The sequence below is a fragment of the Erwinia sp. QL-Z3 genome (assembly GCF_004551645.1).
In the GTDB taxonomy this organism is placed as follows: domain Bacteria; phylum Pseudomonadota; class Gammaproteobacteria; order Enterobacterales; family Enterobacteriaceae; genus Erwinia; species Erwinia billingiae.
Genome location: NZ_CP037950.1, coordinates 2,136,453 through 2,158,082 on the forward strand (window position 1 = coordinate 2,136,453; position 21,630 = coordinate 2,158,082).

The window sequence follows — 21,630 nt, forward strand, 5'->3', positions numbered from 1 at the left end:
GGCTCAGGCGGAAGGAATTCTTGCCCGGCATCCGGGAAGCCGCCTTAAACCTTGTCTGGAGAACAGAATGACTGACGTAACCGCAGCGGCCGTACGTGCCCTGAAACTGATGGATCTGACCACGCTGAATGATGACGACACCGATGCGAAAGTGATCGCGCTGTGCCATCAGGCAAAATCCCCGGCGGGCAATACCGCGGCGATCTGCATCTATCCGCGCTTTATCCCGATTGCCCGTAAAACGCTGCGCGAGCAGGGCACGCCGGATATCCGCATTGCCACCGTCACCAACTTCCCGCACGGCAACGACGACAAAGAAATTGCTCTGGCAGAAACCCACGCGGCGATCGCCTACGGGGCTGACGAAGTCGACGTGGTGTTCCCTTACCGCGCGCTGATGGCCGGTAACGAAGAGATTGGCTACGAGATCGTGAGCGCCTGTAAAGAAGCCTGCGCCGAAGCCGACGTGCTGCTGAAGGTGATTATCGAAACCGGCGAGCTGAAGGATGCGGCACTGATCCGTAAAGCCTCTGAAATTGCCATCGAAGCGGGCGCTGACTTTATCAAAACCTCCACCGGTAAAGTGCCGGTCAATGCCACCCCGGAAGTGGCAAAAATCATGCTGCAAGTGATTGCTGACAAAGGCGTTAAGCACCAGGTGGGCTTCAAGCCGGCTGGCGGCGTGCGTACCGCGGACGATGCGGCAATTTACCTGAAGCTGGCCGATGACATTCTCGGCAGCGACTGGGCCGATGCCCGTCACTTCCGTTTTGGCGCGTCCAGCCTGTTAGCCAGCCTGCTGGAAACGGCGGGTCATGCTGGAGCCAAGAGCGACTCCGCTTACTAGTCTGACTGGCGACCCCGCCAACCTCAGCCGCAAGGGCGAAAATCATTTCGCCCTCATTACCGCAACCACCAGGGGGCAACGTGTTCCTGCCACAAGAAATTATCCGTAAAAAAAGAGATGGCCAGCCGCTGACGGAAGAAGAGATCCGCTTCTTTATCAATGGCGTGCGTGATAACACCGTGTCTGAAGGGCAAATCGCCGCGCTGGCGATGACCATTTATTTCCACGATATGACGCTGCAGGAGCGGGTCGCGCTGACCATGGCGATGCGCGACTCCGGCTCGGTGCTCAACTGGAAGGCGCTGAATCTTAACGGCCCGATTGTGGACAAGCACTCAACCGGCGGCGTGGGCGATGTGACCTCACTGATGCTCGGCCCGATGGTGGCGGCATGCGGTGGCTATGTGCCGATGATTTCTGGCCGTGGCCTCGGCCACACGGGCGGTACGCTGGACAAGCTGGAAGCCATTCCGGGCTTTGATATCTTCCCTGATGACGAGACGTTCCGTCGTATCATCAAAGACGTCGGCGTGGCGATTATCGGCCAGACCAACTCGCTGGCGCCTGCGGATAAACGTTTCTACGCCACCCGCGACATCACCGCGACCGTCGATTCGATTCCGCTGATCACCGCCTCGATCCTCGCCAAAAAACTGGCGGAAGGTCTGGATGCGCTGGTGATGGACGTCAAAGTCGGCTCCGGGGCCTTTATGCCGACCTTCGAACAGTCCGAGCTGCTGGCCCAGTCGATTGTTGGCGTGGCGAACGGCGCGGGATGCAAAACCACCGCGCTGTTAACCGATATGAATCAGGTGCTGGCGTCAAGTGCCGGTAATGCGCTTGAAGTGCGTGAAGCCGTGCGCTTCCTGACCGGCGAATACCGCAATCCACGCCTGCTGGAAGTGACACTGGCTTTGAGTGCGGAAATGCTGGTGTCCGGTGGGCTTGCGGCCAATACCGATGAAGCCACCGGCAAACTGCAGGCGGTGCTGGATAACGGCAAGGCAGCAGAAATCTTTGCGCGCATGGTCGCGGCGCAAAAAGGCCCGACAGACTTTATCGAGCAGATGGATAAATATTTACCGGCGCCGATGCTCAGCAAGGCGGTGTATGCCGACAAACCGGGCATCGTCAGCGCGATGGATACCCGTGCGCTCGGCATGGCGGTGGTGTCGATGGGCGGCGGTCGTCGTCAGGCCAGCGATCCCCTCGATTACAGCGTCGGATTCAGTGAGATGGCGCAACTGGGTGACCGTGCAGACAACCAGCGTCCGCTGGCGGTGATCCACGCCGCTACGGAAACCGCCTGGCAGGAAGCCGCTGACGCGATGAAGCGCGCGGTGACCTTAAGCGAAAATGCGCTGGCCCAGACCCCAGTTATCTATCGCAGAATTAGCGGATAAGCGTCATACTGTTCGGATCGATAAAATTTACGCTCAGCGCGTCACAGACGCAGGAGATCAGGATGAAACGTGTATTTATCATGGTGCTCGACTCCTTCGGGATAGGCTCCAGCAAAGATGCCCATAAATTTGGTGATGAAGGCTCTGATACCCTCGGACACATTGCCGAGGCGTGCTTCAAGGGCGAAGCGGATGTTGGACGTAAAGGCCCGCTGCACCTGCCAAATCTCACCGCCTTAGGCCTGGGGAAAGCGGCGGAAGAGTCGACCGGAAAATTCCCGTTAGGGCTGGATAAAGACGCCGAAATTACCGGCGCTTATGCCTATGCCAGCGAACTCTCTTCCGGTAAAGACACGCCGTCAGGCCACTGGGAAATCGCCGGTGTGCCGGTGCTGTTCGACTGGGGATATTTCAGCGACAAAGAGAACAGCTTCCCGCAGGAATTGCTGGATCTGCTGGTTGAGAAGGCCGACCTGCCGGGCTACCTCGGCAACTGCCACTCGTCAGGTACGGTGATCCTCGATCAGCTCGGCGAAGAGCATATGAAAACCGGCAAGCCGATTTTCTACACCTCCGCTGACTCAGTGTTCCAGATTGCCTGCCACGAAGAGACCTTCGGGCTGGAACGTCTGTACGCGCTGTGTGAAATCGCCCGTGAAGCCTTAACCGAAGGCGGCTACAACATTGGCCGGGTGATCGCCCGTCCGTTTGTTGGCGATAAGCCAGGCAACTTCGAGCGCACCGGCAACCGTCACGACCTGGCGGTAGAACCACCGGCGCCGACCATCCTGAAAAAGCTGGTGGATGAGCAGAATGGCCAGGTGATTTCGGTCGGTAAAATTGCCGATATCTACGCCCACGTTGGCATCACCAAAAAAGTGAAGGCCACCGGGCTGGATGCGCTGTTTGACGCCACCGTTGCCGAGATGAAAATCGCGCCGGACAACAGCATCGTCTTCACCAACTTTGTCGACTTTGACTCCACCTGGGGGCATCGTCGCGATATCCCGGGTTATGCCGGTGGCCTTGAGCTGTTCGACCGCCGTCTGCCGGAGTTGATGGCGCAGGTGAAAGAGGGCGATATTCTGATCCTCACCGCCGACCACGGCTGTGACCCAAGCTGGGAAGGCACCGAGCATACCCGCGAGCACATCCCGGTGCTGATTTACGGCCCAGGCGTGAAGCCGGGATCGTTAGGCTATCGCGAGACCTTCGCCGACATCGGCCAGACCGTCGCGAACTATTTTGGCCTTTCCGATATGGAATACGGCAAATCCATGCTGTAATCTGCGCAACCTAAACGACCAGCGCTAAGCCGCTGGCCAGACTGAAAAAAGGATGAAAAATGGCTACCCCTCATATTAATGCAGAAATGGGTGATTTCGCTGACGTGGTGCTGATGCCGGGCGATCCGCTGCGCGCAAAACATATCGCAGAAACCTTCCTGCAGGACGCGGTAGAAGTGAATAACGTGCGTGGCATGCTGGGTTACACCGGTACCTATAAAGGCCGTAAAATTTCGGTGATGGGCCACGGCATGGGCATTCCTTCCTGCTCAATCTATGCGAAAGAGCTGATCACCGATTTCGGCGTGAAGAAGATCATTCGTGTCGGTTCATGCGGCGCGGTGCGTTCAGACGTGAAGCTGCGTGACGTGGTGATCGGCATGGGTGCATCTACCGATTCCAAAGTGAACCGCATGCGTTTCAAAGATCACGATTTCGCCGCGATTGCCGATTTCGAGATGGTGCGTAACGCCGTCGATGCGGCCAAAGCGCTGGGCGTGTCTGCCCGCGTAGGCAACATCTTCTCTGCTGACCTGTTCTATACGCCAGATCCGCAGATGTTCGACGTGATGGAGAAGTACGGCATCCTGGGCGTGGAAATGGAAGCTGCCGGTATTTACGGCGTGGCGGCAGAGTTCGGTGCGAAAGCGCTGGCCATCTGTACCGTTTCCGACCACATCCGCAGCGGTGAGCAAACCACGGCGGCTGAGCGCCAGACCACGTTCAGCGAGATGATTGAAATCGCGCTGGAATCTGTGCTGCTGGGCGATAAAGAAGCGTAACGTAACGCTTTCTGCTGGCCGGGCAATCCGGCCAGCAGTGATATTAATGAACGTCCTCTCCGTAAAGCCTTCAGTAGAAATCTCTAAAGTATCTATTCATCTTTCCTCACCATTTTTTATCATTTTTATGTCTTTTCAGCTGATTAAGTGCTAATTATCTATTCAAGTATCTATTCACGAATCTATTCACTATGTCTGATTTAACCACGCTTCTTTTGCAAGGGCCGCTGGATGCGACGACATTGACTGCCCGTCTGGCAATTAGCCAGGCCACGCTATCGCGTCTGATTGCTGCCCATCCGCAGGTGATGAAATATGGTCGCGCACGCGCGACCCGCTATGCATTGCTGCGTCCCTTGCGTGAGGAGAGTCACTTCCCGCTCTGGCAGATTGATGAACAGGGGCATTCTCATCATGCCGGGCAGCTGTTCAGTGTCTGGCCGGCCGGCAGCTGCGTGGTGGAAGATGCCCAGGGTAACTGGCAGCATTTTGCGGGATTACCCTGGTATCTCAGTGATATGCGCCCGCAGGGTTTTCTCGGCAGGGCATGGGGGCGCGAGTGCGCGCAAAAATTAGGGTTGCCGGAAGATATCCGCCAGTGGAATGACGATCACAGCCTGCTGGCATTGACTGCCAGAGGCAGCGATATCTCGGGTAGCTGGCTGATTGGCCGTGAAAGTTACCATCAGTGGCTTCAGCAACCCGCGCCAACGCCGGTGACGTCGGCTCTGTATCCTGAGCTGGCGCAGAGAGTGCTGGCGGGAGAAGAAGTCGGTTCTTCGGCGGGCGGCGAACAGCCAAAATTTGCCTGTTACACCCAGCTGGCGGATGGCGAGAATGCGCATGTGCTGGTGAAGTTCACGCCCGCCCGGCGTAACGAAAACAGCCAGCGTTGGTGTGATTTACTGCGGGCCGAGGCGTTGGCCTTGCAGGTTCTGAGGGAAGAGGGCGTGTCGGCGGCCGAGGCCACCATCCTCTCAGGCCCGGAAGAGCAGCTGTTTCTTGAAGTGGTCAGGTTCGATCGGTTGGGCGAAAGAGGCCGACGCAGCATGGTGTCGCTGGAGTCTGTGCAGGCCGAATTTACTGGCCAACAGTCCCGCTGGCCGCAGGCACTCAGCGCGCTGGTCAGCCAAAAAATGATTGTGACGCCGGATGCCGAACGCGGCACCCTGCAATGGGCATTTGGCAAGCTGATCGCGAATGGTGATATGCATGCTGGCAACCTGGCCTTTTTCCTCACCTCGCCGACGCTGACGCTGACGCCGGCCTACGACATGTTGCCGATGAGCTTCGCCCCCAACAGCGCGGGCTATATGCGTACAGACGCGCCGGTGATTGAACTGGATAGCAGCGTGGGGCGAACGGTCTGGCAAAAAGCACTGGCCATGGCCGATCGTTACTGGCTACAGATGAGTAGTGATGATGCCTGGAGTGAGGATTTTCGGCGCATTGCGCAGGAGATGCAAAAAGGGCTCAAATCGCTTGAGCCCCACATCGCCCGCATGGCCTGATTACGGCTTATCAGCCTGGGCCGGCGTGTCGCTGGTCTCGTCGTCGTCTTCCTTCACCGGGTTATTGGCGGTCAGCAGGAAAGGCGATTGTTGCCAGCGGGTGCGGCGGTCGCGCAGCAGGGTCCGGCTGAGGATAATCCCGATAGCCAGTGCCAGCAGCATCATCAGGCGCAGAATATTGGTGGTGTTATCCACCTGCTTGGATTCCGTCACCAGCACGTGCGTATCCAGGGTGACGCGCAGGAAGCCGCGCGGGCCTTCAGCGCTGTCCAGCGATTGCACCAGCTGATGGTTGAAGTAGCTCCCGGCTCGCTGCCCGTCCAGCGCCAGACGGTCGCGCACGTTAATGGTTTCGCCGCTGTGGGCCAGTAAGGTGCCGTCGTCGTCGTAGACAGAGGCATCAAGGATGCGGCTCTCTTTGGTGAGCTGGGCGAGGATATCGACGATCTGCTGGTGGTTATCGTCGCTGTTTTCCATCAGCGGCGTCAGGCTGAACGCCACCTGGCGCGTCAGCGTGCGGGCCAGTTCATCCACCTGCTCGGAACGTGCCATCTGGTGGCTCAGACTGAACCACGACGCACCCTGCATCAGCACCACCAGTAAGGTCAGGCAGATCAGCACGATTGCCGTGCGATGCAGACGAAATTTAAGTTTGGCCTTTGCCATCTGTACCCTTCACACTTTATGCACGAACCAGCGTTCGTCTCGAGCTTTATGTTGCCAGAAGCGGGGCTGACAGGGTAGCCTCTTGCGTGGTTAAAATGTCCTTTCAGGAGCTGTAATGCCAAATAGTCTGACCTGGTGCGACCTGCCATCTGATGTCTCTCTCTGGCCGGGTTTACCTCTTTCTCTCAGTGGCGATGAAGTGATGCCGCTGGACTACCGCGCTGGCCGTACCGGCTGGCTTCTGTATGGTCGCGATCTGAATAAAGACAGCCTGACGCATCTTCAGCATCAGCTGGGTGCGGCGATGGTGATTGTCAGTGCCTGGCGCGTGGCGGATTACCACGTTGTCCGTCTGGCCGGTTCGCTGACCGCGCGCGCCACGCAGCTGGCCCACGATGCCGGTCTGGACGTTGCGCCGCTGGGGAAAATCCCGCATCTGAAAACCCCAGGCCTGCTGGTGATGGACATGGACTCGACGGCCATCGAAGTCGAGTGCATTGATGAGATCGCCAAACTGGCGGGCTGCGGTGAAATGGTGGCGGAAGTGACTGAACGCGCGATGCGTGGCGAGCTGGATTTTGCTGCCAGCCTGCGTCAGCGCGTGGCGACCCTGAAAGATGCCGATGCCAATATCTTAAAAAAAGTGCGTGACGACCTGCCGCTGATGCCGGGCCTGACTGAGCTGGTGCAGCAATTGCAGGCGCTGGGCTGGCATGTGGCGATTGCCTCCGGCGGCTTCACCTACTTTGCTGAGTACCTGCGCGATAAGCTGCGTCTGTCTGCGATTGCCGCCAATGTGCTGGAAATTCGCGACGGCAAGCTGACCGGCGAAGTGCTGGGCGATATCGTTGATGCCCAATACAAAGCCGATACGCTGTTAAAGCTGGCCGGGCGTTTTGAAATCGCGCCTGAGCAGACCGTGGCCATCGGTGATGGCGCTAACGACTTGCTGATGATTAAGGCGTCCGCGTTGGGCATTGCCTATCACGCCAAGCCGAAAGTGAACGAGCAGACAGAAGTGATCATCCGCCATGCGGATTTAATGGGCGTGCTGTGTATTCTCAGCGGCAGCCTGATCCATGAAGAGCGTTAAGGGGTAGATTTGGCCAAAGCGGTAAAGCGCGCCTTTGTTTGTAATGAATGCGGCGCCGATTATCCTCGCTGGCAGGGGCAATGCAGCGCCTGTCAGGCCTGGAACACCATCACCGAAGTGCGCCTCGCAGCGTCGCCGACCGTGGCGCGCAACGAGCGCCTCACCGGTTATGCCGGCAGCGCGGGACCAAGCCGCGTGCAGAAGCTGTCGGAAATCAGCCTTGAGGCGTTGCCGCGCTTCTCAACCGGCTTTAAAGAGTTTGACCGGGTGCTGGGTGGCGGCGTGGTGCCAGGCAGTGCCATTCTGATTGGCGGCAGTCCCGGTGCCGGGAAAAGTACGCTGCTGCTGCAAACCCTGTGCAAGCTGGCCGAGGGGATGAAAACCCTGTACGTCACCGGCGAAGAGTCTCTTCAGCAGGTGGCGATGCGCGCGCACCGGCTGGGTCTGCCGACCGAAAACCTCAACATGCTGTCGGAAACCAGCATCGAGCAAATCTGCATGATTGCCGAGCAGGAACAACCCCGGCTGATGGTGATCGACTCGATTCAGGTGATGCATATGGCGGATATTCAGTCTTCGCCAGGCAGCGTGGCTCAGGTGCGTGAAACCGCCGCCTATCTGACCCGCTTCGCCAAAACCCGTGGCGTGGCGATCATCATGGTCGGCCACGTCACCAAAGATGGTTCGCTGGCCGGGCCGAAAGTCCTTGAGCACTGCATCGACTGTTCGGTGCTGTTGGATGGCGATGCGGACTCCCGTTTCCGCACGCTGCGCAGCCACAAGAACCGCTTTGGTGCGGTGAACGAACTGGGCGTGTTCGCCATGACCGAACAGGGCCTGCGCGAAGTCAGCAACCCGTCCGCCATCTTCCTTAGCCGGGGAGAAGAAGTCACCTCCGGCAGCTCGGTGATGGTGTTGTGGGAAGGCACGCGTCCGCTGCTGGTAGAGATTCAGGCGCTGGTGGACCATTCGATGATGGGCAACCCACGGCGTGTTGCCGTCGGGCTGGAGCAGAACCGTCTGGCGATCCTGCTGGCGGTGCTGCACCGTCATGGTGGCCTGCAGATGGCCGATCAGGATGTGTTCGTGAACGTGGTCGGCGGCGTCAAAGTCACCGAAACCAGTGCCGATCTGGCGCTGATGCTGTCGATGGTGTCCAGCCTGCGCGATCGTCCGCTGCCACAGGATTTGGTGGTATTTGGCGAGGTGGGGCTGGCGGGTGAAATCCGTCCGGTGCCAAGCGGGCAGGAACGCATTTCCGAAGCGGCCAAGCACGGCTTCCGTCGGGCTATCGTGCCGGCGGCTAACGTGCCGAAGAAACCCCCGGAAAATATGAAAGTGTATGGCGTGAAGAAGCTGGCCGATGCGCTGGCGATCCTTGAGGACTTATAACGCAGGAGGCATTGATGTCACCATTTGATTATTTGAAAACCGCCATTCGCCAGCAGGGCTGTACGCTGCAACAGGTGGCGGATGCGAGTGGCATGACCAAGGGCTATCTGAGCCAGCTGCTGAACGCCAAAATCAAAAGCCCCAGCGCGCAGAAGCTGGAAGCGCTGCACCGTTTTCTCGGGCTGGAGTTTCCGCGCCGGGAAAAAACCATCGGCGTGGTGTTCGGCAAATTCTATCCGCTGCATACCGGCCATATCTACCTGATCCAGCGCGCCTGTAGTCAGGTCGATGAGCTGCATATCATTATGGGTTACGACGAGCCGCGTGACCGTCAGCTGTTTGAAGCCAGCGCCATGTCGCAGCAGCCGACGGTGAGCGATCGCCTGCGCTGGCTGCTGCAAACCTTCAAATACCAGAAAAACATCCGTATCCACTCGTTCAACGAGGAAGGAATGGAGCCCTATCCGCACGGCTGGGATGTCTGGAGCCGCGGCATTAACGACTTTATGGAAAACCACGGCATTGTGCCCAACCGGGTTTACACCAGCGAAGAGTTCGATGCCCCGCAATATCAGCAGCATCTGGGTATTGAAGCGGTGGTGGTCGATGCTAAGCGCTCGTTTATGAGCATCAGCGGCGCGCAAATTCGTCACGATCCGTTCCGCTACTGGGAATATATTCCGACCGAAGTGAAGCCGTTCTTTGTGCGTACGGTGGCGATTCTGGGCGGCGAATCCAGCGGTAAATCCACGCTGGTCAACAAGCTGGCCAACATCTTTAATACCACCAGTGCCTGGGAATTTGGCCGCGACTACGTCTTCTCCCATCTCGGCGGCGATGAGATGGCGTTGCAGTATTCCGACTACGACAAAATCGCCCTGGGTCAGGCGCAGTACATCGACTTTGCGGTGAAGTACGCCAATAAAGTGGCCTTTATCGACACCGATTTCGTCACCACCCAGGCCTTCTGCAAAAAATACGAAGGCCGCGAGCACCCGTTTGTGCAGGCGTTGATTGATGAATATCGTTTTGACCTGGTGATCCTGGTCGAGAATAACGTGCCCTGGGTGGCCGACGGATTACGCAGCCTGGGCAGTTCGGTGGATCGCAAAGAGTTCCAGACGCTGCTGGTCTCAATGCTGGAAGAGAACAACATCAGCTACGTGCACGTTGAGCAGGACAGCTACGACGAGCGCTTCCTGCGCTGCGTGGAGCTGGTGAAGGAAATGTTGGGGGCGTAAGTCCGAGGACAGCCGACAGCCGTGAAAAGCTGAACGGCTGTCGGTAGTGCATTAAAAAAGCGTCCGGCCCACTGTTCAGCAGGCCGGGATCGGCATCAGTAAACCATCACCACTTTGCCGCGCATATGGCCTTCCAGCACCAGCCGGTGCGCTTCTGACAGCGTTTCCACGCTCAGGCCGTGCAGCGTCTTGCTAAGCGAGCTGCTGACCTTTCCGGCATCCAGCAGTTTCGCCGTGGCGTCCAGAATTTCACCCTGACGGGCGATATCCGGCGTGGTGTACATGCTGCGGGTGTACATAAACTCAAAGTGCAGCGCCGCGCTTTTCAGCTTCAGCTCGTTCATCTCTAACGGTTTTTCATTCTCGACGATGGTGCAGATATGCCCCTGCGGCGCAATCAGCTTAGCCATCGCATCCCAGTGGCCGTCGGTGTCATTCAGGCAGAAGATATAATCCACCTGCTTCAGGCCATGCTTCTCCAGCTCGCCGGGCATGTCGTGGTAGTTGATCACCAGATCGGCACCGCGATCCTTGCACCATTGCACCGAATCCGGACGGGATGCAGTGGCAATCACTTTTACCTTGCTGTGCAGCTTAGCGAACGGGATCGCCAGCGAGCCGACGCCGCCGGCACCGCCAACAATCAGCAGCGTTTTGCCTTCTTCGGCCTTATCCAGCTGAAGACGATCGAACAGACCTTCCCAGGCGGTCAGCGCGGTCAGCGGGATTGCCGCCGATTCTGCCCAGTCTAACGACGCCGGCTTGTGGCCGGTGATGCGTGCGTCGATCAGCTGCTGGGTGGTGTTGCTGCCCGGACGGGTGATGTCGCCGGCGTAATACACTTCGTCACCGGGCTTAAATCCGCTGACCTTGCTGCCCACTTCCACCACCACGCCGCTGGCATCCCAACCGAGGATGCGCGGGTGCTGGAGTCCGTTTTTCTGTGCGCCTTTATGCACTTTGGTATCCACGGGATTTACCGAAGCGGCTTTAACGTCGACCAGCAGGTCGTATTCGCCTGGCGTCGGTTTCTCGACCTGGATCTCAATAAACTGCTGCGGTTTTTCTGGATTGATAGCAATCGCTTTGATTGTCATAGCGCATCTCCTTTAAGGTGTGTTATTCAGTGTAGAACCTAAGCAGGCTAATGATAAGCCGCACAATAACTAACGAAGTGTTCGTTTCAGGTAAACAATCATGTTTAAACAGCTGCAAGATATGGCCCTGTTTGCCCTGGTGGCCGAATGCGGCAGTTTCACCGGGGCGGCCAAAAAGGCAGGATTGCCGAAATCAAGCGTCAGTCAGCGCATCAGTCAGCTTGAGCAGGCGCTGGGGCTGCGGCTGATTAATCGTACCACCCGCCAGCTGAACCTGACCTTTGCCGGCGAGCGCTACCTGGTGCATTGCCAGGAGATGATGCAGGCCAGCGAGCGCGCTAATGTGGCGATTGAACGTCTGCGGGATAACCCCAGTGGACGGCTGCGCATCACCTCACCGGCGGGAATTGGCGCCACGCTGCTGGCGCGTTTAAACGCCGCGTTTCAGCAGGAATACCCGGACGTCACGCTGGAAGTTTCGGTGTCCGATGAAGTGCGGGATATCGTGCTGGAGGGCTACGACGTGGCGCTGCGCACCGGACAGCCGCAGGACTCTTCGCTGATTGGGCGGCGAATTGGTTACTGCGAGCGGCTGCTGGTGGCCTCTAAGGGCTACCTTGAACAATATGAGGCGATCACGCATCCGCAGCAGCTGGCTGAACACCGCTGCATTGCGCACCGGGCGTGGAGCGAATGGCTGCTGAACCGCGGGGAAGAGTATTACCGCTGGCTGCTGCCGCCAACGCATATGACCGATAACCTGGTGTATGCGCGGGAGTGCGCGCTGGGCGATGCCGGGATCACGCTGCTGCCACGATTTCTGACCCAGGAGATCCTGCCGGGCGGTGGCCTGGTGCAGGTGTTGCCGGACTGGCAGGTGGAGGGCAATGAGCTGTGGCTGGTCTATCCAAGCCGTAAGCTGAATTCGCCTGCGGTGGCGCGCTTTATTGATTACGCCTTGCAGTCGCCGGTGTTTCGGGAGTTTTATCAGTAACGTTGGGAAGCAGGGGACAACGCGAGTGCGTCCCGCAGAAGAAAAAGCAGAGGGCGAATCGCTTCGCCCTCTGAGTGTTACTTGGTCATACGCTTGTACTTGATGCGTTTTGGCTCCAGCGCTTCTGCGCCCAGCGTCCGCTTCTTGTACTCTTCGTATTCGGTAAAGTTACCTTCGAAGAACTCGATCTTGCCTTCATCCTGATAATCGAGGATGTGGGTAGCAATACGGTCGAGGAACCAACGGTCATGCGAGATCACCATCGCACAGCCCGGGAACTCCAGCAGGGCGTTTTCCAGCGCGCGCAGGGTTTCAATGTCCAGGTCGTTGGTCGGTTCATCGAGCAGCAGCATGTTGCCGCCAACCTGCAGCAGCTTCGCCAGATGCAGACGGCCACGCTCACCACCGGACAGCTCGCCAACGCGTTTGCCCTGATCAACCCCTTTGAAGTTGAAGCGGCCCACGTAAGCACGGCTTGGCATCTCGGTGTTACCGACACGCATAATATCCTGCCCGCCGGACACTTCTTCCCATACGGTTTTGCTGTTATCCATGCTGTCGCGGAACTGATCGACAGAGGCCAGCTTCACGGTATCACCCAGCACGATGCTGCCTGAATCCGCTTCTTCCTGACCGGACATCATGCGGAACAGGGTCGATTTACCGGCACCGTTCGGCCCGATAATTCCGACGATAGCGCCTTTCGGCACCGAGAACGACAGGTCATCAATCAGCAGGCGATCGCCGTAAGACTTCCGCAGATTGGCCACTTCCACCACTTTATCGCCCAGGCGCGCGCCCGGTGGGATAAACAGTTCGTTGGTTTCGTTACGCTTCTGGTAATCGGTATTGTTCAGCTCTTCAAAGCGGGCCAGACGGGCCTTGCCTTTAGACTGACGGCCTTTAGCGCCCTGACGAACCCATTCCAGCTCTTTCTCAATGGATTTGCGACGGGCCGCTTCGCTTGACGCTTCCTGCGCCAGACGGGCATCTTTCTGCTCCAGCCAGGAAGAGTAGTTACCTTCCCATGGAATACCTTCGCCACGGTCCAGCTCCAGGATCCAGCCGGCCACGTTGTCGAGGAAGTAACGGTCGTGGGTAATTGCCACAACGGTGCCTTCGAAGTCGTGCAGGAAGCGTTCCAGCCAGGCCACGGATTCTGCATCCAGGTGGTTGGTCGGTTCGTCCAGCAGCAGCATGTCCGGTTTTTCCAGCAGCAGGCGGCACAGCGCCACGCGGCGGCGTTCACCACCGGACAGGGTGGCGACTTTCGCATCCCACTCTGGCAGGCGCAGCGCGTCGGCAGCACGCTCAAGCTGGGTATTCAGGTTATGACCGTCGTGGGCCTGGATGATCTCTTCCAGCTTGCCCTGTTCAGCGGCCAGCTTGTCGAAGTCCGCGTCTTCTTCCGCATACAGCGCGTAGACTTCGTCCAGACGCTTCAGCGCGCCAACCACTTCCGCCAGCGCTTCCTCAACGGATTCGCGCACGGTGTGTTCCATATTCAGCTGCGGTTCCTGCGGCAGGTAACCGATTTTCAGGCCGGGCTGTGGACGCGCTTCCCCTTCGATATCCTTGTCGATACCGGCCATGATGCGCAGCAGGGTGGATTTACCGGAGCCATTCAGACCCAGCACGCCGATTTTGGCGCCAGGGAAGAAGCTAAGGGAGATATTTTTCAGAATGTGACGCTTCGGCGGAACCACTTTGCCGACGCGATGCATGCTATAGACGAATTGAGCCACGTAGGATGAGCCTCTTGGTGTCTGTGTGTTAATTGGGGCAGCAGATGCCCACTCAGATGAAGAAGTTTAGCTGGTTTTGCTTGCTAATCACAGCCGCCACCCGAGGAATATCCTTCCTGCTTCAGGTTATCGGTGCGTTGGCTGCCCCATTCATTGAACCGCGTCAGCGCCGGGAGGGCGCTCGCGTGCCGGATTATTGATTGATTTTTGAGCCGATGGCTTTATGCTGTTTTTTTGCCTTACAAAGCAGGGAGATAACGATGAGAGTTCTGATCGCGGCGGAAGAGAACGCCTGGGGCGGCATGATCCAACAGTTTCGTCACACCTTGCCAGACGTCGAGTTCACGGCTTCTGCGGGCCACGCCGCCGAAAGCCTGGCCGGATACGATGCCTTAATCCCCGGTATGGCAAAAGTCACGCCTGAGCTGCTCAAAACCGCTGACCGGCTGAAGCTGATACAGCAGGCCGGTGCCGGGCTGGAAGGGGTGGACCTGGCCAGCGCCAAAGCGCTTGGCATTCAGGTAGCTAACGTGCCGTCGGACCGATCCGGCAATGCCGATTCGGTCGCCGAACTGGGGATCTGGATGATGATTGGCCTGGCGCGCAAAGCCCGCGAGATCCCTGAGATGATCGCCACGCGTCAGCTTGGCCTGCCGGTGGGCATGGGGCTGATGGGGAAAACCGTCGGGCTGGTGGGGCTGGGCGGCATCGGTAAAGCGCTGGCGAAACGACTGGCACCCTTTGGCGTGCGGCTGATTGGCGTGAAACGCACCGCCGATCAGGCCTTCGCTAAAGCGCATCAGCTGGACTGGCTGGGCAATATGGCCCATCTGCCCGCGCTGCTGAATGACGCCGACTTTGTGATCCTCAGCCTGCCGGACAATGCCGACACCCGCCATATCATTGATGAAACCGCGCTGGCGCAGATGAAGCCGGGCAGTTTCCTGATCAACCTGGGGCGTGGCGGACTGATTGAAAAGCAGGCGTTGCTGGCGGCGCTGGAAGTGAATCACCTGGCAGGCGCCGGGCTGGATGTGTTCTGGCAGGAGCCGCCCGAGCCGGATGACGCGCTGTTTCAGTATAACGTCATCGCCACGCCGCATATCGGCGGCGTCACCGATAATTCGCTGAACGGCAACGTGGCGGGGGTATGTGAAAACCTGCGGCGCTTACGCGATGGCGAAGAGATCCTGAATCGCTGGGCGTAAGAGGCTGACCTAACGCGCTTTCTGCCCGACCATCACGTCAATGCCCAGCTGTTTCAGCTTCTGCGCCAGCTCTTTCGGCGGGGCATCGTCGCTGACCAGCGTCTCGAAGGCGCTGAGTTCGCCGATGCGGGCAGGCAACACTTTGCCAAACTTGCTGCTGTCAGCCACCAGAATCTTGTGGCTGGCACGCTGCATCGCCTGATGCTTCATCGGCAATTCGTTGAGGTTGTAGCAGGTCGCACCCTGACCGGCATCAATGCCTGCCGCAGAGATAAAGGCTTTGCCGGGACACAGGCTGTCCATTACCGAGCCGTGACCCAGCGGAGTGAAGATGGCGTTGTCGGCATGAAACTCACCGCCGTTGAGGATCACCTGACAGGCCGGTTTCTCTTTCAGCGCCAGGAAGGTGTTCATCGCGCAGCAGATGGCGGTAAACGCCAGCTCATTATCGATGGCATCGACAATCCACGGCATGGTGGTGCCGCAGTCAAAGAACACCGTATCACCCGGCTCAATCAGCGACGCCGCCAGCTGGCCCAGACGCCGCTTTTTCTCGACGTTATGCGCCTGCTGATCGGAGACAAAGTAGTGACCCTGATTGCTTTTCGGATCGCTGACAATGTAGCCCCCCAATAACACCACCACCGACGGCTGTTCGTTGAGATCGCGACGGATGGTCATCTCGGACACACCCAGCAGTCGCGCCGCCTCTCGCAGGTGGATTTTATCGGTTCGCTTAAGCGCAGATGCCAGCTTGTTTACGCGCTCGTCGCGGCGGGTTTCCATGGTCAGTCACTCCTGATAATACGGTTAATAACCCTCGCCGGCAGCGCTGCCGTTAACGATGGCGACGCCGGAGCTGGTGCCGATACGGCTGGCGCCCGCCTGGATCATGATGTCTGCCGTCTGCCGGTCGCGCACCGCGCCGGATGCTTTGACCGCCACCTCAGGGCCAACGGTGTCATGCATCAGACGGACGTGCTCTTCGCGCGCGCCGCCGGTACTGAAACCGGTGGACGTTTTCACAAACGCGACCTTCAGTTCACGACAAATTTCACAGATTTGAATGATTTGCGCATCGCTAAGCAGGCAGGTCTCTAATATTACCTTCAATGGGATCGGGCCGCAAACCTCGCGCACCGCCTGAATATCGGCGCTGACGGCCTTCACCTCACCGCTTTGCAGCCAGCCGACGTTAATCACCATATCAATCTCCTGCGCACCGGCCGCAATTGCGGCTTTCGCTTCGAAGGCTTTCGCGCGGGTCAGGCCGGCACCCAGCGGAAAACCGATGACGGAACAGACCTTTACCTCACTTCCCGCCAGCTTCTCCGCCACTAACGGCACATAACCCGAATTGACGCACACCGCGTAAAAGTGGTGGGCGATGGCTTCGTCACACAGGGTGGCGATCTGTTGCGCGGTGGCATTCGCCGCCAGCAGGGTGTGGTCGATGTAGCGGGCATAGTCCAGGTTTTGCACGGGAAGCTCCTCAGCAGATTAGGGGGTTTTGTTAAAATAATAACATTTTCATTCTGGCGTCAATCGCCAATTAACATCTCGCGGGCGGGATTTTCAGGCTGAGACGGGTGTCACAAAAATAACATGAGATGATTGTTATTGTTATTTCTACAACATTTAATGATGAAAATTTACACGGGGAAAACGTCATGGACATTGCCGTCATCGGCTCCAATATGGTCGATCTGATCACCTACACCAACAGCATGCCGAAAGCCGGTGAAACCTTAGAAGCGCCCGACTTCGCACTGGGCTGCGGCGGCAAAGGGGCCAACCAGGCCGTTGCGGCGGCGAAGCTGGGTGCCAGCGTGATGATGGTCAGCAAAGTGGGCGAAGACCTGTTTGCGGACAACACGGTGAAAAATTTGCAGCGGTTCGGCGTCGACGCGCAGCACGTCACCGTCGCGGCGGGCACCTCCAGCGGCGTGGCACCGATTTTTGTCGATGACCAGTCGCAAAACCGCATCCTGATTATCAAAGGGGCCAACGCGCACCTGTCTCCGGCGGATATTGATGCCGCCGCGGACGATCTTAAGCGCTGTCGTCTGATGGTTTTGCAGCTGGAGATCCCGCTGCCGACGGTCTATTACGCCATCGACTTTGCGCGGCAGAACGGCATCCAGGTGATCCTCAATCCCGCGCCGGCGGTGGCCGGTCTGGACATCGATTACGCCTGCCAGTGCGACTTCTTTATGCCGAACGAAACCGAACTGGAGATCCTGACGGGCCTGCCGGTCAGCACCGAAGACGAAGTGCTGCGCGCCGGGCAGATGCTGCTGGGACGCGGCCTGAAAAACCTGATTATCACTCTCGGCAGCCGCGGATCGGTGGGGATGCAGGGAGATGCCGTCCACCGCATTAAGCCCACGCCGGTGAAGGCGATTGATACCAGTGGCGCAGGGGATGCCTTTATCGGCTGCTTTGCCCACTTTCTGATCCAGCATGGCGATATCGCGAAGGCAATGCAGTCTGCCTCCGACTATGCCGCCTGTAGCGTCACCGGACGGGGAACCCAGCTTTCGTACCCTGATGCCGATACCTTCCACCGTTTTCTCAACGATTAACTGAGGATTCGCTATGCAACCGACCATCGTCCAGCAGCCTGATGGCTATTTAAATAAGACGCCACTGTTTCAGTTTATTTTGCTCTCGTGCCTGTTCCCGTTATGGGGCTGCGCCGCCAGCCTGAATGATATTTTGATCACCCAGTTCAAAAGCGTTTTCGCCCTCAGCGATTTCGCCAGCGCGCTGGTGCAGAGCGCCTTTTACGGCGGCTATTTTTTAATTGCCATTCCGGCCTCGCTGGTGATCCGCAGCAGTAGCTACAAGATTGCGATCCTGCTGGGGCTGGCGCTGTATATCGCCGGTTGCGTGATGTTCTATCCGGCTTCGCATATGGCGACCTACACCATGTTCCTAGCGGCGATCTTCGCGATTGCTATCGGGTTGAGCTTCCTGGAAACGGCGGCGAATACCTACAGCTCGATGATCGGTCACCGCGATCACGCCACGTTGCGGCTGAACGTCAGCCAGACGTTCTACCCGATTGGCGCGCTGATGGGCATCGTGTTGGGCAAATACCTGGTGTTCCAGGATGGCGACAGCCTGCACAGCCAGATGGCCGGCATGAACCCGGAACAGCTGCACCAGTTCCGTCTGACCATGCTGGAGCACACGCTGGAACCTTACAAATACCTGGTGATGGTCCTGGTGGTGGTGATGGTGTTGTTCCTGTTGACCCGTTATCCGCACTGCAAACCGCAGAGCAATGAGAAAAAGCTGCCGAGCCTTGGCGAAACCTTCAGCTATCTGGCCAAAAACCGCCACTTCAAGCGCGGCATCATTGCGCAGTTCCTTTACGTGGGGATGCAGGTGGCGGTCTGGTCGTTCACCATTCGTCTGGCGCTGAACCTCGGTGCGGCCAACGAGCGTCATGCCTCTAACTTTATGATTTACAGCTTTATCTGCTTCTTTATCGGCAAGTTTGTCGCCAACTTCCTGATGACGCGCTTCCGCGCCGAGAAGGTGCTGATTGCTTATTCCATCGTCGGTGTGGCCACGCTGGCCTACGTGATGCTGGTGCCAAACTTCACCGCCGTCTATGCCGCCGTGTTCGTCAGCGTGTTGTTTGGGCCATGCTGGGCGACGATTTATGCCGGCACCCTGTCTACCGTCGAGAGCAAATACACCGAAGTGGCCGGCGCGTTTATCGTGATGGCGATTGTCGGTGCCGCCTTTATCCCGGCCTTGCAGGGTCTGGTGTCTGACCGTCTCGGCTCGATGCAGATGGCGTTTGGCGTCTCACTTTTGTGCTTCGCCTGGGTGGGCTTCTACTTCTGGGGCGAACTGCGCCATAAAAAACAGCCGGCAGTCAGCGGTCGTCTGGCTGAGGAGGCACGATGAGAACCACGTTGCCACTGCATCCCTCGCTGTTCGGTGAAACGCCGCGTACGCTGCTGGATAACGCCGACGTCAAAGTAGAGCTGTTCCGTTACCCCTCAGGGATTGAGGCGGTGCGGATGGAGAACCGCCGTGGCTTTGTAATCGTGCTGCCGTATTACGGGCAGATGGTGTGGGATGCGGCTTTCGACGGTCAGCGGATGACCATGGGCAACGGCTTTAAGCAACCGTTGCCGGGCAAGGACATTATTGACACCTACGGCTGCTTCGCCTTCCACTCCGGCCTGCTGGCCAACGGTTGCCCTGGCGAGGGCGATGTCCATGCGTTGCACGGCGAGATGGCCTGCGCCCGCATGGACAGCGCCTGGATCGTGCTGGAAGAAGAGGGCGTGTCGGTGCGCGGCGAGGTGGAGTACATCAAAGGTTTCGGCCATCACTATCGCGCATTGCCAGGCGTGACGTTGTTGGCGGATCGGCCACGCTTGCGCATTGAGATGGCGGTCACCAATCTGTCCGGCAAGGCGATGCCGTTGCAGTATATGTGCCATATGAACAGCGCCTATGTTGAGAACGGCACTTTTAGCCAGAGTATCCCGGACAGCGCCTTTACGTTGCGGGCCTCGATTCCTGGCCACGTGCATCCAACGCCGGTGTGGCTGGACTATACTCGTCAGCTTGCGGCGGAACCGCAGGCCTTTGGCGGGCTGACGCGCCCGGAGATGTACGATCCCGAGATTGTGTTTTTTGCTGATAATCTGGCGCAGTACGGCGAGACGGTGACCTTTAATCTGCACTCGCCGGACGGCCACGGTTTCAGCACCACCTTCCAGACCGCGCAGTTCAACTATGCCACGCGCTGGATCCTGCACAACAGCGATCAGCAGGTCGCCGCCTATGTGTTACCGGCCACCTGCCGCCCGGAAGGCTTCAACGCGGCTAAGCAGGCCGGCACGTTGATCATGTTGGAACCGCGCGAGCAGCGGCATTTCAGCGTGGAAACCGGGCTAATCGAAAACCCATAAGGCATCTTTGATTTTGACCCGTGTGTCCACCGGCCCCACCCACAACGTCACTGCTTGTGGGTGGCGGCATAGAGCGCGTTAGCCGGGTGTCTGCGGCAGGGATGCCGCAGCCAAGCCTCCATGGATGGATTTACGGCGCCCCGGATAACGCGCTCTATGTTGACGCCGAACCACTGAAGCTGCTTTTGACCTGTGTGTTAGGGAAGTCGTCTGGATGTTTCGGTGTTTTGCTCAGGGAGTGAGGGGGGAACACAAAGACGCCGTAGACCCGTCCCTGGGGGCTCAGCGGCGACATCCCTGTCGCCGATGCTTTGCTTTTCCCCCCTCTCTCCCTTCCCCTCAAGCTTCAGTGTTGAATGATCGATTGTGGACGCACAGGTCAAAACCCCGCTGAGTTCACTCTATGCGTTTACCAAACTTCATTTGATTTTGACCCGTGCGTCCACCGAACCCATTTGATTTTGACCCGTGCGTCCCCGGCCCCCATTTGATTTTGACCCGTGTGTCCACCGGCCCCATCCACAACGTCGATGCTTGTGGGTGGCGGCATAGAGCGCGTTAGCCGGGTGTCTGCGGCAGGGATGCCGCAGCCAAGCCTCCAGGGATGGATTTACGGCGTCCCGGATAACGCGCTCTATGTTGACGCCGAACCACTGAAGCTGCTTTTGACCTGTGTGTTAGGGAAGTCGTCTGGATGTTTCGGTGCTTTGCTCAGGGAGAGAGGGGGGAACACAAAGACGCCGTAGACCCGTCCCTGGGGGCTCAGCGGCGACATCCCTGTCGCCGATGCTTTGCTTTTCCCCCCTATCTCCCTTCCCCCAAAGCTTCAATGTTGAATGATCGATTGTGGACGCACAGGTCAAAACCCCGCTGAGTTCATCCCATGCGTTTACCAAACTTCATTTGATTTTGACCCGTGCGTCCACCGAACCCCATTTGATTTTACCTGTGCGTCCACCGGCCCCACCCACAACGTCAGTGCTTGTGGGTGGCGGCATAGAGCGCATTAGCCGGGTGTCTGCGGCAGGGATGCCGCAGCCAAGCCTCCAGGGATGGATTTACGGCGTCCCGGATAACGCGCTCTATGCTGACGCCGTACCACCCAATCCGCCTTTGACCCGTGCGTCCACCGGCCCAATCCACAACATCAATGCTTGCGGGTGGCGGCATAGAGCGCATTAGCCGGGTGTCTGCGGCAGGGATGCCGCAGCCAAGCCTCCATGGATGGATTTACGGCGTCCCGGATAACGCGCTCTATGCTGACGCCTTATCGCCGGAGCGGGTTTTGACCTTTGCATCCGCCCTTTAGGTTTTGACCTTAAGGCCCACAACCCCACCCGTGATGCACGTTTCGTCACGCTATCCTTTCCCGGATGGAATCATTAACGCCGTGATTCCATGACATAATCTGCTGATTAATTC

At 58.2% G+C, this 21,630-nt stretch carries 18 protein-coding genes; 13 read left to right on the plus strand and 5 right to left on the minus strand.

Annotated elements, in window-relative coordinates; all coding sequences use genetic code 11:
- Positions 1 to 67: 67 nt before the first annotated feature.
- The 5 genes from deoC (E2F51_RS10475) to yjjJ all read left to right on the plus strand — a co-directional run bounded on the left by deoC (E2F51_RS10475) (position 68) and on the right by yjjJ (position 5,829).
- Complete coding sequence (deoC, locus tag E2F51_RS10475; RefSeq protein ID WP_013200644.1) at positions 68 to 847, plus strand: deoxyribose-phosphate aldolase; 780 nt, start codon at positions 68 to 70, stop codon at positions 845 to 847.
- A gap of 80 nt (positions 848 to 927) precedes the next feature.
- Entirely contained in the window at positions 928 to 2,250 is a 1,323-nt protein-coding gene (gene deoA, locus E2F51_RS10480; RefSeq protein WP_134823418.1) for a thymidine phosphorylase, read from the plus strand.
- Between the two features lie 62 nt (positions 2,251 to 2,312).
- Complete coding sequence (gene deoB / locus E2F51_RS10485; RefSeq protein ID WP_134823419.1) at positions 2,313 to 3,536, plus strand: phosphopentomutase; 1,224 nt, start codon at positions 2,313 to 2,315, stop codon at positions 3,534 to 3,536.
- 59 nt (positions 3,537 to 3,595) lie between these two features.
- Complete coding sequence (gene deoD, locus E2F51_RS10490) at positions 3,596 to 4,318, plus strand: purine-nucleoside phosphorylase (protein ID WP_013200647.1); 723 nt, start codon at positions 3,596 to 3,598, stop codon at positions 4,316 to 4,318.
- A gap of 191 nt (positions 4,319 to 4,509) precedes the next feature.
- Positions 4,510 to 5,829 carry a type II toxin-antitoxin system HipA family toxin YjjJ gene (gene yjjJ, locus E2F51_RS10495; RefSeq protein WP_134823420.1) on the plus strand — a complete coding sequence of 440 codons (1,320 nt, stop codon included), beginning with the start codon at positions 4,510 to 4,512 and terminating at the stop codon, positions 5,827 to 5,829.
- On the opposite strand, the gene E2F51_RS10500 is transcribed toward yjjJ, so the two are convergent.
- Positions 5,830 to 6,495, minus strand: coding sequence for a YtjB family periplasmic protein (locus tag E2F51_RS10500; protein ID WP_106382150.1), 666 nt, complete (start codon positions 6,493 to 6,495; stop codon positions 5,830 to 5,832).
- Between the two features lie 115 nt (positions 6,496 to 6,610).
- Between E2F51_RS10500 and serB the strand changes: the two genes are divergently transcribed.
- The 3 genes from serB to nadR are packed head-to-tail and all read left to right on the plus strand — an operon-like array spanning position 6,611 to position 10,221.
- Positions 6,611 to 7,588, plus strand: coding sequence for a phosphoserine phosphatase (serB, locus tag E2F51_RS10505; protein WP_106382151.1), 978 nt, complete (start codon positions 6,611 to 6,613; stop codon positions 7,586 to 7,588).
- A 9-nt stretch (positions 7,589 to 7,597) separates the two neighbouring features.
- Positions 7,598 to 8,980, plus strand: coding sequence for a DNA repair protein RadA (radA, locus tag E2F51_RS10510; RefSeq protein WP_053145505.1), 1,383 nt, complete (start codon positions 7,598 to 7,600; stop codon positions 8,978 to 8,980).
- Positions 8,981 to 8,994: 14 nt separating this feature from the next.
- Positions 8,995 to 10,221, plus strand: coding sequence for a multifunctional transcriptional regulator/nicotinamide-nucleotide adenylyltransferase/ribosylnicotinamide kinase NadR (gene nadR / locus E2F51_RS10515; protein ID WP_013200652.1), 1,227 nt, complete (start codon positions 8,995 to 8,997; stop codon positions 10,219 to 10,221).
- A gap of 95 nt (positions 10,222 to 10,316) precedes the next feature.
- Here nadR and E2F51_RS10520 read toward each other — a convergent pair whose 3' ends face one another.
- Complete coding sequence (locus tag E2F51_RS10520; protein ID WP_134823421.1) at positions 10,317 to 11,318, minus strand: zinc-binding alcohol dehydrogenase family protein; 1,002 nt, start codon at positions 11,316 to 11,318, stop codon at positions 10,317 to 10,319.
- Positions 11,319 to 11,415: 97 nt separating this feature from the next.
- On the opposite strand from E2F51_RS10520, the gene E2F51_RS10525 reads away from it, so the two are divergent.
- Positions 11,416 to 12,312, plus strand: coding sequence for a LysR family transcriptional regulator (locus E2F51_RS10525; RefSeq protein ID WP_041691892.1), 897 nt, complete (start codon positions 11,416 to 11,418; stop codon positions 12,310 to 12,312).
- Positions 12,313 to 12,389: 77 nt separating this feature from the next.
- Here E2F51_RS10525 and ettA read toward each other — a convergent pair whose 3' ends face one another.
- On the minus strand, positions 12,390 to 14,057 hold the full coding sequence (gene ettA / locus E2F51_RS10530) for an energy-dependent translational throttle protein EttA (protein ID WP_013200655.1): 1,668 nt from the start codon (positions 14,055 to 14,057) through the stop codon (positions 12,390 to 12,392).
- A 260-nt stretch (positions 14,058 to 14,317) separates the two neighbouring features.
- On the opposite strand from ettA, the gene E2F51_RS10535 reads away from it, so the two are divergent.
- On the plus strand, positions 14,318 to 15,265 hold the full coding sequence (locus tag E2F51_RS10535) for a 2-hydroxyacid dehydrogenase (protein WP_134823422.1): 948 nt from the start codon (positions 14,318 to 14,320) through the stop codon (positions 15,263 to 15,265).
- Between the two features lie 9 nt (positions 15,266 to 15,274).
- On the opposite strand, the gene deoR is transcribed toward E2F51_RS10535, so the two are convergent.
- Positions 15,275 to 16,051, minus strand: coding sequence for a DNA-binding transcriptional repressor DeoR (deoR, locus tag E2F51_RS10540; protein WP_013200657.1), 777 nt, complete (start codon positions 16,049 to 16,051; stop codon positions 15,275 to 15,277).
- Positions 16,052 to 16,075: 24 nt separating this feature from the next.
- The gene (gene deoC, locus E2F51_RS10545; protein ID WP_167738395.1) at positions 16,076 to 16,747 is read right to left on the minus strand and encodes a deoxyribose-phosphate aldolase; all 672 of its coding nucleotides are present in this window, start codon (positions 16,745 to 16,747) and stop codon (positions 16,076 to 16,078) included.
- A gap of 188 nt (positions 16,748 to 16,935) precedes the next feature.
- On the opposite strand from deoC (E2F51_RS10545), the gene rbsK reads away from it, so the two are divergent.
- Genes rbsK through E2F51_RS10560 form a run of 3 tightly spaced genes read left to right on the plus strand, consistent with a single transcriptional unit; the run spans position 16,936 to position 20,208 of the window.
- Positions 16,936 to 17,850, plus strand: coding sequence for a ribokinase (gene rbsK, locus E2F51_RS10550; RefSeq protein ID WP_134823423.1), 915 nt, complete (start codon positions 16,936 to 16,938; stop codon positions 17,848 to 17,850).
- Between the two features lie 13 nt (positions 17,851 to 17,863).
- Positions 17,864 to 19,189: an L-fucose:H+ symporter permease gene (fucP, locus tag E2F51_RS10555; protein ID WP_106382159.1), complete on the plus strand. Its 1,326-nt coding sequence runs from the start codon at positions 17,864 to 17,866 to the stop codon at positions 19,187 to 19,189.
- A complete protein-coding gene (locus E2F51_RS10560) occupies positions 19,186 to 20,208 on the plus strand; it encodes an aldose 1-epimerase family protein (RefSeq protein WP_134823424.1) in 1,023 nt (340 codons plus the stop codon). The genes fucP and E2F51_RS10560 overlap by 4 nt, the downstream gene beginning before the upstream one ends.
- Positions 20,209 to 21,630 lie beyond the last annotated feature (1,422 nt).